Here is a 13,098-nt window from a genome sequence, read left to right on the forward strand (position 1 = left end):
TGACTGACACATGACCACCCCCACCAAGAAGCTCTCCGAGGCCGGCGTCTCCATCTGGCTCGACGACCTCTCCCGCGCCCGCCTCACCAGCGGCAACCTGCAGCAGCTGATCGACGAGAAGAACGTCGTCGGCGTGACCACGAACCCGACGATCTTCGCCGCCGCGCTGGCCGCCCACGACGCCTACGAGAAGCAGGTCGAGGAGCTCGCCGCGGCCGGCACGGACGTGGACGAGGCCGTGCTGGCCATCACCACCGACGACGTGCGCGACGCCTGCGACCTCTTCGCCCCGATCGCCGAGGCCACCCAGGGCGTGGACGGGCGGGTGTCCATCGAGGTGGACCCCCGCCTGGCCCAGGATGCCGACGCGACCGCGGCCATGGCCCAGCGGCTCTCCCACACCATCGGACGGGACAACGCGCTGATCAAGATCCCGGCCACCGAGGCGGGCCTGCCCTCGATCACCGCGACCATCGCCGAGGGCATCTCCGTCAACGTGACGCTGATCTTCTCCCTCGAGCGCTACCGCGCCGTCATCAACGCCTACCTGCTGGGCCTGGAGCAGGCGCTCGAGAACGGCAAGGAGCTGGCCGGGATCCACTCGGTGGCCTCCTTCTTCGTCTCCCGGGTGGACTCCGAGGTCGACAAGCGCCTGGACGCGGTCGGCACCGACGAGGCGGCGGCGCTCAAGAGCCGGGCCGGACTGGCCAACGCCCGCCTCGCCTACCAGATCTACGAGGACTCCCTCACCACCGAGCGCTGGAAGCACCTCGAGGCGGCCGGCGCGAAGCCGCAGCGCCCGCTGTGGGCCTCCACGGGTGTGAAGGACCCGTCCCTGCCGGACACCCTGTACGTGACCGGGCTGGTGGCCCCGAACACCGTCAACACCATGCCGGAGAAGACCCTCGAGGCGACCTACGACCACGCCGAGGTCACCGGGGACACGGTCACCGGGACCTACGAGGAGTCCAACGAGCTCCTGAACCGGATCGCCGGCGTCGGGATCTCCTACGACGACGTCGTGGAGCAGCTCGAGGCCGAGGGCCTGACCAAGTTCGAGGACTCCTGGACGGAGCTGCTCGACACGGTGCGCGCCGCCCTCGACAACGCCCGCTGAGCCGGGCCGCCCGCACCCCGGCACCCGTTCCGTCCGTCCTGCCCGACCTGAAGGAGAACCCATGAGCTCCCTGTCCGTCCAGACCGCCGACGCGGCCCGTGAGGCCGTCGACCGGCACGTCCCCGCGCTGGTGGGCGACAGGTTCGCCTCGCAGCTCTTCGCCCAGGACCCCACGCTGTGGGGCACCGCGGCGGAGGACGAGTCCGCCAAGCGGCTGGGCTGGGTGGAGGCCGCCGAGGTCTCCCGCCCGCTCGTCGCCGAGATCACCGCGCTGCGGGAGGAGTTCGCGGCCGAGGGCGTGGACCGGTTCGTGCTCGCGGGCATGGGCGGGTCCTCGCTGGCTCCCGAGGTGATCACCCGGACCGCGGGGGTCGAGCTGTTCGTGCTCGACTCCACGGACCCGGAGATGGTCGGCGCGGCCCTCGCCGACCGGCTCGAGCGGACCGCGATCGTGGTCTCCTCGAAGTCCGGGTCCACCGTGGAGACCGACTCCGCCCGGCGGGTCTTCGCCAGGGCGTTCGAGGACGCGGGCATCGACGCGGCCTCGCGCATCGTGGTCGTGACCGATCCCGGCTCCCCCATGGAGGCGTCGGCACGGGAGGCGGGCTACCGCCGCGTGTTCACCGCCGATCCGACCGTGGGCGGGCGCTTCTCCGCGCTGACCGCGTTCGGCCTCGTGCCCTCCGGCCTGGCCGGGGTGGACGTCGAGGCGCTCCTGGACGACGCCGACGAGGCCGGCGAGGTGCTGCGCGAGGACACCGAGGACAATCCCGGGCTGCACCTGGGCGCGGCGCTCGGCGGGACGCAGCCGCTGAGGAACAAGCTCGTGTTCCGCGACCTGGGCTCGGGGATCCCGGGGTTCGCCGACTGGGCGGAGCAGCTGATCGCGGAGTCCACCGGCAAGGACGGCAAGGGCGTGCTGCCCGTCGTCGCCGGGGCCGGGGACGTGCCGGAGGCCTCCTCGGGCGCGGAGGACGTCCTGGTCGTGGAGCTCGTGGGCGTGGACGACGAGGCGGCGCCCGAGGGCGACGTCGTGCGGGTGTCCGGCTCCCTGGGCGCCCAGCTGATGCTGTGGGAGGTCGCCACCGTGGCGGCCGGGCGGCTGCTCGGCATCAACCCGTACGACCAGCCCGACGTCGAGTCCGCGAAGAACGCCACCCGTGCCCTGCTCGAGGACAAGCCGGAGCCCACCTCCGCGGACGTCGTGGACGGGCCCGTGGAGATCCGCGGCGCGCAGGAGCTGCTCGGGGCGACGCGGACCGTCGAGGACGCGCTGGCCACGCTGCTCGCGCAGCTGCCGGACACCGGCTACCTGTCCGTCCAGGCGTACTTCGACCGGCTCGCGTGGGCGGACCTGGAGGACATCCGCCCCCTGCTGGCCCGGGCCACGGGACGGCCCGTGACGTTCGGCTGGGGGCCCCGGTTCCTGCACTCCACCGGCCAGTACCACAAGGGCGGCCCGGCGGAGGGCGTCTACCTGCAGATCACCGCCGCCCCGGGGACCGACCTCGACATCCCGGACAGCCCGTTCAGCTTCGGCGAGCTCATCTCCGCGCAGGCCGACGGGGACGCCCAGGTCCTGGCCGACCACGGGCGGCCCGTGCTGCGGCTGCGGCTCACGGACCGCGCCGCGGGCGTGGCCCGGCTCCGGCAGGCCGTCGACGCCCTCGACCGCTGACCCGGTCGGGAGGGACCGGAGCACTGTCCTAGAATGGACGCACGCCACGGTCGGCGCGGGACCCCCCGCGCCGACCGTCGCGCGTGACGGACCCCGTGGGCGCCCGCGCCCGCGCGGCCCCGCAGACACGTGAAGGAGTTCTGTTGCCAGACAACAACGCCCGCAATCCCCTGCGGGACCCGAGGGACCGGCGGCTCGTCCGGGTCGCCGCCCCGTCGGCGCTCGTGCTCTTCGGCGTGACGGGAGACCTCGCCAAGAAGAAGCTCCTGCCCGCGATGTACGACCTCGTCAACCGGGGCCTGCTGCCGCCGTCCTTCGCGCTGGTCGGGTTCGGCCGCCGCGACTGGTCGCACGAGCAGTTCCGGGAGGTGGTGCGCGAGTCCGTCGAGGCCCACGCCCGCACGCCCTTCCAGGAGGACGTCTGGCGCCAGTTCGCCTCCGGCGTCCGCTTCGTGCGCGGGGAGTTCGACGAGGACCAGGCCTACGAGGCGCTCAAGTCGACCCTCAAGGAGCTCGACGTCCACTCCGGCACGCGCGGCAACCACGCGTTCTACCTCTCGATCCCGCCCAAGGCGTTCGAGACGGTCTGCCAGCAGCTCGCCGACCACGGCCTGGCCCAGCACGAGAACGCCTCCGGGTGGCGCCGGGTGGTCATCGAGAAGCCGTTCGGCCACGACCTCGAGTCCGCGGCCGAGCTCAACGCCGTCGTCGAGCGGGTGTTCCCCTCGGACTCCGTGTTCCGCATCGACCACTACCTGGGCAAGGAGACGGTGCAGAACATCCTGGCGCTGCGCTTCGCCAACCAGATGTTCGAGCCGCTGTGGAACGCGCAGTTCGTGGACCACGTGCAGATCACCATGGCCGAGGACATCGGCATCGGCTCCCGCGCCGGCTACTACGACGGCGTGGGCGCGGCCCGCGACGTCATCCAGAACCACCTGCTGCAGCTGCTGGCCCTCACCGCCATGGAGGAGCCGCTGTCGTTCCAGGCCCACCACATGCGCGCGGAGAAGGCCAAGGTGCTGGCCTCCGTCGTCGTCCCCGAGGACCTGGCGGCGCGCTCGGCGCTCGGCCAGTACGAGGCCGGGCTGCAGGGCGGGGAGCGCGTGCGGGCCTTCTCCGAGGAGCAGGACATCCCGGACGACTCGCGCACCGAGACGTACGCGGCCCTGCGCCTGGACATCAACAACCGCCGGTGGGCGGGCGTGCCGTTCTACCTGCGGGCGGGCAAGCGGCTGGGCCGGCGCGTCACCGAGATCGCCGTGCAGTTCAAGAACTCCCCCAACCTGCTCTTCGGGGACAACGGCCACGAGGACCTCGGGCAGAACGTGATCGTGATCCGGATCCAGCCCGACGAGGGCGTGACCATCCGGCTGGGCTCGAAGGTGCCGGGGACCCAGTCGGAGATCCGTGACGTGACCATGGACTTCGGCTACGGCCACTCGTTCACCGAGTCCAGCCCCGAGGCCTACGAGCGGCTCATCCTCGACGTGCTGCTCGGGGAACCACCGCTGTTCCCGAACCACGAGGAGGTCGAGCTGTCCTGGCGGATCCTCGACCCCTTCGAGGAGTGCTGGGAGCAGCAGCAGATCATGCCGGAGCCGTACGCGCCGGGGTCCTGGGGACCCGCCGGCGCCGACGAGCTGCTGGCCCGCGACGGACGCGTCTGGAGACGACCGTGATCGTTTCGATGGAGAACACCACCACCTCGGCCATCGACAAGAAGCTGAACCAGCTCCGGGACCAGCACGGCGTCGTGACGCTCGGCCGGGTCCTCACCCTGGTGATCCTGGCCCAGGCCGGGCACTCGGAGGCCGCGCTGGAGGCCGCGAACTTCGCGAGCCACGAGCACCCGTGCCGGATCCTCGTGCACGTGGCGCACTCCTCGTCCGAGGAGACCCGGCTCGACGCGCAGCTGCGGATGGGCGGGGACGCCGGGGCGTCGGAGGTCATCGTGCTGCACGGCTTCGGGGACCTCGCCGAGCCCACGGAGACGCTGTTCTCCGCGCTGCTGCTGCCGGACGCGCCGATCGTGGCCTGGTGGCCGCACGAGGTGCCGCCGCCCTCGCCGCACACCTCCTCGATCGCCGGGATCGCCCACCGGCGGATCACGGACTCCGCGCGCAGCGACGACTCCTACGAGACCCTCGCGGAGCTGCGGCGCCGGTACGTCCCCGGCGACACGGACCTCGCCTGGACGCGCGTGACCAACTGGCGCATCCAGCTGGCGGCGGTCCTGGACCAGGCGGAGCCCGCCCCCGTGCGCGAGGTCGTCGTCGAGGGCTCCGGCCGCTCCCCCAGCGTGGTGCTCCTCGGCACGTGGCTGGGCACCCGGCTCGACGCCGAGGTGTCGTTCGTCAACAACCCGGGGGCCCGCCGCCTGGACCGGGTGACCCTCGTCCGGGACGACGGCGAGATCGTGCTCGAGCGCCCGGGCCGGACCGTGGCCATGCTGCGGCAGCCGGGCCAGCCCGACCAGCAGATCGCCATGCCGGTGCGGGACCTCAACACCTGCATCGCCGAGGAGCTGCGGCGGCTCGACCCGGACGAGGTCTACGGGGAGGTGCTCACCGCCGGGCTGCGGGACGTCCGGGTCGCCCGGATCGTCGACACGTCCGGGGAGCTCACCCCGGGCGCCGCGCGGTTCCTGGCCGAGCACGGCGGGGGCCGCCCCGAGCAGGAGGAGCCGGCGCCCGCGGCGTCCGGCGACGACGCCGAGGTGGTCGTGGCCCTGCCGGTGCCGGAGACCGGCCGGGAACCGGCGGCCGCGCCGTCCGTTCCCGCGCCCGGGGAGGAGCCCGCATGAGCGCCGAGCTGGAGACCGTGGCGCACCCGGACAAGGAGTCGCTCGCCGCGGCCACCGCCGGGCGGGTCCTCGATGTCGTGGTGGCCGCGCAGGAGGAGCGCGGGGCCGCGAGCCTCGTGCTGACCGGCGGGAGCATGGGCACGGCGGTGCTCGCCGCGCTCGCCGCCTCCGACCGGCGGGGCGAGGCCGACTGGTCGCGGGTCGACGTGTGGTGGTCGGACGAGCGCTTCGTGGCCGAGGACAGCCCCGAGCGCAACTGCGTGCAGGCCGCCGAGGCCGTCGGCGGGGCCCTGGCCCTGAACCCGGACCGGGTGCACTACGTGGGCAGCGCCGACGAGTTCGACACCGCCGAGGACGCGGCCTTCGACTACCGCCGCGAGCTCGCGGCGGCCGCCGACGCGGAGCACCGGACGGAGGCCTTCCCCCGCTTCGACCTGTCGCTGCTGGGCCTGGGCCCCGACGGCCACGTGGCCTCCCTGTTCCCCGGACGGCCGCACGTGCACGAGCAGGACGCCACCGTGCTGGGGGTGCACGACTCCCCCAAGCCCCCGCCGGAGCGGGTGACCATGACGCTGCCGATGATCAACAGCGCGGAGCGCGTCTGGTTCCTCGTGGCCGGGGCGGACAAGGCCGAGGCGGTCGCGGCCGTCCGCGGCGGCGCCCCGCTCGAGCGCACGCCCGGCGCCGGGGTGCGCGGGACCGAGGAGACGCTGCTGCTGGTCACCGAGGACGCGCTCGGCGGAGGGCCGCGGCGCGGCTGAGCTCAGCGGCGGCCGCAGCCGATCACGGACGAGAGGATCCGCAGCACGTCGAGCAGGGCCAGCACCTCGTCCCGGTCGTCCCCCGTGCGGTGCATCGCGGCGATCTCGACCCGGGGGACGTCGGTGACGAGGGGCGCGCCCAGCGCCGGGGGGAGCAGCGGGACGAGGGTGCTCGTGGCCAGCGTGACGGCGGCGCCGGAGCGGACGGTGGCCACCACGTCGGCCAGCGTGCGGGCCCGCACCTCCGTCAGCCGCATGTCCCGCCGGCTCCGCACGTCGCCCAGCACCCACGGCGCCATCCACTGCGGTGCGGCGGTGGGCTCCACGATCATCGGCAGATCGACGACGTCCGCCGCGGTCACGGTGTCCGCCCCGGCCAGCGGGTGGTCCGCCGGCAGCAGGCAGACCCGGTCCACGGCCGTCAGCGGCACCGTGTCGACGCCCGGGCGGTCCGGGTCGCCGGTGGTCAGCAGCACGTCCACGTGCCCGGACAGCACGCTCTGCGTCAGCCGGCCGTAGGGGACCCCGACGGCCCGGACCCGGCAGCCGGGGAACGTCCTGGTCACGCTCGCGACCAGGGCCTGCCACGCGGCGGGTGACAGGTGGTCCGTGGGTGCTCCCGGGATGCCGAGCCGGACCACCGGCGTGCCGGATGCCCCGCGCGCCTCGCGGCGTGCCCGGTCGGCGTTGCGCAGCAGGGCCTCGGCCCGGGGCAGGAAGCACCGCCCCGCGGGCGTCAGGTCGATGAACCCGCCCCCGTCGCGCTCGACGAGCCGGGCACCCACCTCGCGCTCGAGCCGGTGCACCCGCTTGGACAGGGCCGACGCGCTGAGGTTCCGCCGGGCGGCCGCCCGGCCGAAGTGCCGCTCCGCCGCGAGGACCCGGAAGTCCTCCAGGTGCCCCAGGTTCACGTCCATGCCGCGTCCCTCCCCACCGTATGCACTTACATGACACACCCGGCGGCCGTCCGGGACAATTCATGACGTTTCCCGACGTCAAGGGGCATGTCCGGATCGGAAACGGCGAGCGGGGCGCCGGTCCGCCGGACCTACCCTGAGCGGGAACGGACACCGGCGTCCGTTCGCGGCTCGCCCGGGCAGGACGGAGGATGCGGTGATGGACGACCAGCAGCGGGTCGAACTGACGCTTCTCGGGGGCTGGGACCTCCGGGTGGACGGCACGTCCTGCCCGATGGGGCTCCGGCAGCAGCGGCTGATCGCCGCCCTGGCCGTCCTCGGCCGCCGCTCGCGCGGCAGCCTCGCGGGACTGCTGTGGCCGGAGTGCACCGAGGCGCACGCCATGGGCAGCCTGCGCGCGGCCGTCTTCACCGTCTCGCGCCGGCTGCCCGGCCTCCTCGCGAGCAGCGGCCGCGAGCTGTGCCTGGCGGGGACGGTGGAGGTGGATCTGCACCGCCTGCGACGCGCGCTGGTCGGTGCGACCGCCGGTGACCCGGTGACCGACCCGTGGTGGTCCGCCGGCGCCGCGGGCGCGGAGCTGCTGCCGGGGTGGTACGACGACTGGGTGGTGACGGAGCAGCGGCGCCTCCGCGACCTCTGTCTCACCGCCGCGGAGTGCCTCGCCGAGTCCGCCCTGGGGCGGCAGGACCACTTCCGTGCCCGGCATCTCGCCGAGACGGCACGGAGCATCGACCCCCTGAGCGAGGGCGCCACCAGGATCCTCCTCCAGGCGCACCTGGCGATGGGCAACGAGGCCACCGCGCTGGGCATCTTCCGCGTGTACTGCGCCACCCTGGCGGACGAGCTCGGGGCTCGTCCCGCGCCCCGGATGGTCGAGCTCCTCGCGCCGCTCCAGGAGTCGCGGGGGCCGGAACGGCCGCTCCCCGCCCGGGTCGGCGCCCGTCCGCCGCGCTGACCGACGCCGGGACCCCCGGGCGGTCACGGAGGTCCGTGCTCGCCCGGGGGTCCCGGCGTCGGTGGGTCGGTCCGCGGGTCAGACCGCGACCTCGCTGAAGCGCATGGTCAGCGCGTAGCCGGCGATGGACAGGACCCACACCACGGCCGTGGCGGTGGTGAGCCGGATCAGGTTCTTCTGCGCGACCCCGGAGGTGTTGAGGGACTGGGTCATGCCGCCGCCGAACATGTCGGAGAGGCCCCCGCCCTTGCCCTTGTTGAGGAGCACGAGCAGGACGGACAGGAGGCTCGTGAGCACGATGATTGCCAGGAGCACGTTCTGCAGAATATCCACTGGGGCCTTACCTTTAGGTGTCCGTCGAGCAGCCGCGCCCGGACGGCGCGGACGGTCAGGGGGTCGTGATCAGTCGGTCACGAGGTGCTGCTCGAACCTGGCAATGCTAGCAAACTCCTCGGCGTCGAGGCTGGCGCCGCCGACCAGGACGCCGTCCACGTCCTTGCCCCGGAGGATCGACCCGGCGTTGGCGGCCTTGGCGGAGCCGCCGTAGAGGATGCGCGTCCTCGCCGCCGTGTCGGCGTCGTAGAGGCCGGCGAGTTCCGCGCGGATTGCGGCCGCCATCTCCTGGGCGTCGTCGGGGCCGGCGACCTCGCCCGTGCCGATCGCCCAGACGGGCTCGTAGGCCACGACGAGCTCGGCCACCCGGTCCGCCTCCAGGCCGGTGATGGAGCCCCGCAGCTGCTCGAGGGTGTGGGCGACGTGCTCGCCGGCCTGCCGGACCTCCAGCCCCTCACCCACGCACAGCACCGGGACCAGGCCGTGGCGGTGCGCCGCGGCGATCTTGGCGTTGCACAGCTCGTCGGACTCGCCGTGGATCGTGCGCCGCTCGGAGTGGCCCACGAGCACGTAGGTGCAGCCGAGCTTGGCCAGGAACTGGCCCGAGACGTCGCCGGTGTAGGCGCCGGAGTCCTGGTCGGAGAGGTCCTGGGCGCCGTAGACGACGCGCAGCTCGTCTCCGTCCACGAGGCTCTGGACCGAGCGGAGGTCGGTGAACGGCGGGAAGACGGCCACCTCGGCGCGGGAGTAGTCGTGCTTGGCGTCGTCCAGGGTCCACGCGAGCTTCTGCAGCAGGGTGATCGCCTGGGCGTGGTCCATGTTCATCTTCCAGTTGCCGGCGATCAGCGGCGTGCGGTCGAACTGTCCGTTGGTCTGGGAGGTCATCGGGGACTCCTTCTCCGCGGCGGGGCGCCGCTCGTCGTGCGTGTCGGCAGTGGTGCACCGGGCGGGGAGGGCGCCCCGGGCGTGCGGCTCCGGGGCGCCCTTCCGCGGTGGTGGTGCGGGTCGGCGCGTGCGGGTCAGGCGCCCAGGGCGACGACCCCGGGCAGCTCCTTGCCCTCGATGAACTCCAGCGACGCGCCGCCGCCGGTGGAGATGTGCCCGAACTGCTCGTCCCGGAAGCCCAGGTTGCGCACGGCCGAGGCGGAGTCGCCGCCGCCGATCACGCTCATCGCGTCCGAGGCGACGACGGCCTCGGCCACCGCCTGGGTGCCCGCGGCGAACGCGTCCATCTCGAACACGCCCATGGGCCCGTTCCAGAACACGGTCCGCGCGGCCCGGATGCGGTCGGCGAACAGCGCCGCCGAGGCCGGGCCGATGTCGAGCCCGAGGCCGGAGGCGCCGATCTCGCCGCCCACGATGTCCTCCACCGGGCGGGTCTCGTGCGGGGCGTCCGCGGCGAACGTCTCCGCGTAGACGACGTCGACGGGCAGCACGATCTCCGTGCCCGCCTCGGCGGCCCGCTCGAGGTATCCCTTGACGGTCTCGATCTGGTCCTCCTCGAGCAGCGACCCGCCCACGCGGTGGCCCTGCGCCGCCAGGAACGTGAAGACCATGCCGCCGCCGATCAGCAGGGAGTCGGCCCTGCCGATGAGGTTGGCGATCACCGCGAGCTTGTCGGAGACCTTGGACCCGCCCATCACGACCACGAACGGCCGCTCGGGGTCCTGGACGACCTTGGTGAGGACGTCCAGCTCCCGCTTCACCAGGTCGCCCTGGTAGGCCGGGAGCCGGAGGGCGACGTCGTAGACGGACGCGTGCTTGCGGTGCACCGCGCCGAAGGCGTCGTCCACGTACGCTCCGTCCTCGCCCGTCAGGGCCACCAGCTCGTCCGCGAGGGCGCCGCGCTCGGCGTCGTCCTTCGAGGTCTCGCGGGGGTCGAAGCGCACGTTCTCGAGCACGAGCACCTCCCCGTCGGCCAGCGCGGCGGCCTTGTCCCGGGCGTCCTGCCCGACGACGTCGGTGGCGATCCGCACCGGCACCTCGGCCAGCTCGGCCAGGCGCTGCCCGGCGGGGGCGATCGAGTACTTCGGGTCGACCTCGCCCTTGGGCCGGCCGAGGTGCGCCATCACGATGACGCGGGCCCCGGCGTGGGCGAGCTTTTGGATGACGGGCAGGGACGCGCGGACGCGCCCGTCGTCGGTGACCGCGAAGCCGTCCAGCGGGACGTTGAGGTCGGAGCGGACCAGGACGCGGCGTCCGGCGACGCCGTCGGCGATCAGTTCGTCAAGTGCATGAGCCATGTCGCTCACCCTACCCCGGCACCGGTGCCGCGCCGAGGCTCAGAGCTGCCCGCCGACGTGGGAGACGACGTTGACCAGACGGGAGGTGTAGCCCCACTCGTTGTCGTACCAGGCGATGACCTTGACCTGCTTGCCGATGACCTTGGTCAGCGGCGCGTCGAAGATCGTGGAGATGCTGTCGCCCTGGATGTCCGAGGACACGATGGGGTCCTCGGTGTACTTGACGATGCCCTGCATGGGGCCCTCGGCGGCCTCCTTCATGGCGGCGTTGACCGACTCGACGGTGACCTCCTTCTGGGCGTCGAAGGTGAGGTCCACGACGGAGCCGGTGGGCACGGGCACGCGCACGGCGAAGCCGTCCAGCTTGCCCTTGAGCTCGGGCAGGACCAGGCCCACGGCGGCGGCGGCGCCGGTGGTGGTCGGCACCATGTTCAGGGCGGCGGCACGGGCACGGCGCAGGTCGCTGTGCGGGCCGTCCTGCAGGTTCTGGTCCGCGGTGTAGGCGTGGATGGTGGTCATCAGGCCCTGCTCGATGCCGAACGCGTCGTTGAGGACCTTGGCCATGGGGGCGAGGCAGTTCGTGGTGCACGAGGCCGCGGAGACGATGTTCATCGACGCGGAGTCGTAGTCGTCGAGGTTGACGCCCGGCACGAACGTGCCGTCGATCTCCTTGCCGGGGGCGGACAGCACGACCTTCTTGGCGCCGCCGTCGAGGTGGGCCTTGGCCTTCGAGCCGTTGGTGAACCGGCCGGTCGACTCGACGACGACGTCGACGCCGAGCTCGCCCCAGGGCAGCTTGGACGGATCGGGCTCGGCCAGGAACTTCACCTCGTGGCCGTCGACGGTCATGGTGTCGCCGTCGAGGGTGACCTCGCCGGGGAACCGGCCCATGATGGAGTCGTACTTGAAGAGGTGGACCAGGGCCTCCGGGTCCGTGAGGTCGTTGACGGCCACGACCTCGATGTTCTCGCCCTGCTCGCGCGCCGCGCGGAGGAAGTTGCGTCCGATGCGTCCGAAGCCGTTGATGCCCACTCGAATGGTCACTGGGTTCTCCTGTGTTGGTCGGGATCTGGATCGATGAACCGGTCCTCATTCTACGTGGTTATCCATGGGATGTCTTGGGGTCGTGAAAGATTCATCCGCTATTGATCTGTAAAACCACATAAAACCACATTTGACCGCGCAGACCGTCGAAAAGCCACGGCCGGGGATGTGGGCTCTCCGGTGCCGCCGCGGACGGGAGCCTCCGGGCGGTCGCCCCGGCCGGCCGGGAGGTCAGGAGGGCAGGGCGTCGCCGTCCGCGCCGGTGTCCGTGCCGGGCAGGTGCAGCTCCTCCGCCCGGCGGTCGGCCATGGCCAGCAGGCGGCGGATCCGGCCCGCCACGGCGTCCTTGGTCAGCGGCGGGTCCGCGAGCCGGCCCAGCTCGTCGAGGCTGGCCTGCTTGTTGGACAGCCGCAGCTCCCCCGCCTGGCGCAGGTGCTCGGGCACCTCGTCCCCGAGGATCTCCAAGGCCCGCTCGACCCGCGCCCCGGCGGCCACCGCGGCCTGGGCGGAGCGGCGCAGGTTGGCGTCGTCGAAGTTCGCGAGCCGGTTCGCCGTGGCGCGCACCTCCTTGCGCATCCGCCGGTCCTCCCACTGCAGGAGCGTCTGGTGCGCCCCCATCCGGGTGAGCAGCGCGGCGATCGCGTCCCCGTCCCGCACGACCACCCGGTCCACCCCGCGCACCTCGCGGGCCTTCGCGAGCACGCCTAACCGGCGGGCGGCGCCCACGAGCGCGAGGGCGGCCTCGGGGCCGGGACAGGTGAACTCCATCGCGGCGGAGCGGCCGGGCTCCGTGAGAGAGCCGTGGGCGAGGAAGGCCCCGCGCAGCACGGCCTCGGCGTCGGCCACGGCCCCGTTGACCACGGCGGGCGGGAGCCCCCGCACGGGACGTCCGCGCGAGTCGAGCAGGCCCGTCTGCCGGGCGAGGGCCTCACCGTCCTCGACGACCCGCACCACGTAGGAGCTGCCGCGCCGCAGTCCTCCTCCGGAGACGACCACGACCTCGCTCTCGTGCCCGAAGACCTCGTGCACGGCGCGGCGCACCCGGCGCGCCGTGGCGCCGGAGTCCACCTCCGCCTCGACGACGATGCGTCCCGAGACGATGTGCAGTCCGCCCGCGAAGCGCAGCAGGGCGGACAGCTCGGCCCGCCGCTCCGAGGACCTCTTGATCTCGAGGCGGGACAGTTCTTCCTTGACCGATGACGTCAGGGCCACGCGGTTCCTTTCCTGGGGATGACGGGGGTGTG

At 73.0% G+C, this 13,098-nt stretch carries 12 protein-coding genes; 6 read left to right on the forward strand and 6 right to left on the reverse strand.

What is annotated here, in order from left to right:
* Positions 1–10: 10 nt before the first annotated feature.
* From tal to pgl, 5 genes are all read left to right on the forward strand, one after another.
* Positions 11–1,117: a transaldolase gene (tal, locus tag ACH9D3_RS15965; RefSeq protein WP_396398289.1), complete on the forward strand. Its 1,107-nt coding sequence runs from the start codon at positions 11–13 to the stop codon at positions 1,115–1,117.
* 61 nt (positions 1,118–1,178) lie between these two features.
* Complete coding sequence (locus ACH9D3_RS15970; protein WP_396411681.1) at positions 1,179–2,795, forward strand: glucose-6-phosphate isomerase; 1,617 nt, start codon at positions 1,179–1,181, stop codon at positions 2,793–2,795.
* A gap of 170 nt (positions 2,796–2,965) precedes the next feature.
* A complete protein-coding gene (gene zwf / locus ACH9D3_RS15975) occupies positions 2,966–4,477 on the forward strand; it encodes a glucose-6-phosphate dehydrogenase (protein WP_396398489.1) in 1,512 nt (503 codons plus the stop codon).
* The gene (locus ACH9D3_RS15980) at positions 4,474–5,601 is read left to right on the forward strand and encodes a glucose-6-phosphate dehydrogenase assembly protein OpcA (protein WP_396411682.1); all 1,128 of its coding nucleotides are present in this window, start codon (positions 4,474–4,476) and stop codon (positions 5,599–5,601) included. Before zwf ends, ACH9D3_RS15980 begins: the two co-directional genes overlap by 4 nt.
* The gene (gene pgl, locus ACH9D3_RS15985; RefSeq protein ID WP_396411683.1) at positions 5,598–6,362 is read left to right on the forward strand and encodes a 6-phosphogluconolactonase; all 765 of its coding nucleotides are present in this window, start codon (positions 5,598–5,600) and stop codon (positions 6,360–6,362) included. The genes ACH9D3_RS15980 and pgl overlap by 4 nt, the downstream gene beginning before the upstream one ends.
* A 2-nt stretch (positions 6,363–6,364) precedes the next feature.
* On the opposite strand, the gene ACH9D3_RS15990 is transcribed toward pgl, so the two are convergent.
* Positions 6,365–7,279, reverse strand: a complete 915-nt coding sequence (locus ACH9D3_RS15990; protein ID WP_396411684.1) for a LysR family transcriptional regulator — start codon at positions 7,277–7,279, stop codon at positions 6,365–6,367.
* Positions 7,280–7,478: 199 nt separating this feature from the next.
* Between ACH9D3_RS15990 and ACH9D3_RS15995 the strand changes: the two genes are divergently transcribed.
* Positions 7,479–8,234: an AfsR/SARP family transcriptional regulator gene (locus tag ACH9D3_RS15995; protein ID WP_396411685.1), complete on the forward strand. Its 756-nt coding sequence runs from the start codon at positions 7,479–7,481 to the stop codon at positions 8,232–8,234.
* A 78-nt stretch (positions 8,235–8,312) separates the two neighbouring features.
* Here the strand turns inward: ACH9D3_RS15995 and secG are convergent, their stop codons facing one another.
* The 5 genes from secG to whiA all read right to left on the reverse strand — a co-directional run bounded on the left by secG (position 8,313) and on the right by whiA (position 13,066).
* Positions 8,313–8,567: a preprotein translocase subunit SecG gene (gene secG / locus ACH9D3_RS16000; protein WP_396398296.1), complete on the reverse strand. Its 255-nt coding sequence runs from the start codon at positions 8,565–8,567 to the stop codon at positions 8,313–8,315.
* 69 nt (positions 8,568–8,636) lie between these two features.
* Positions 8,637–9,452 (reverse strand): triose-phosphate isomerase, encoded by an 816-nt coding sequence (gene tpiA / locus ACH9D3_RS16005; protein WP_396398297.1) that lies wholly within the window; start codon positions 9,450–9,452, stop codon positions 8,637–8,639.
* Positions 9,453–9,586: 134 nt separating this feature from the next.
* Positions 9,587–10,810 (reverse strand): phosphoglycerate kinase, encoded by a 1,224-nt coding sequence (locus ACH9D3_RS16010; RefSeq protein ID WP_396411686.1) that lies wholly within the window; start codon positions 10,808–10,810, stop codon positions 9,587–9,589.
* A 39-nt stretch (positions 10,811–10,849) separates the two neighbouring features.
* A complete protein-coding gene (gap, locus tag ACH9D3_RS16015; RefSeq protein ID WP_396398299.1) occupies positions 10,850–11,854 on the reverse strand; it encodes a type I glyceraldehyde-3-phosphate dehydrogenase in 1,005 nt (334 codons plus the stop codon).
* A 231-nt stretch (positions 11,855–12,085) separates the two neighbouring features.
* On the reverse strand, positions 12,086–13,066 hold the full coding sequence (whiA, locus tag ACH9D3_RS16020; protein ID WP_396398300.1) for a DNA-binding protein WhiA: 981 nt from the start codon (positions 13,064–13,066) through the stop codon (positions 12,086–12,088).
* Positions 13,067–13,098: the final 32 nt, after the last annotated feature.

This window comes from Kocuria kalidii (assembly GCF_044462225.1).
Lineage (GTDB): Bacteria > Actinomycetota > Actinomycetes > Actinomycetales > Micrococcaceae > Kocuria > Kocuria kalidii.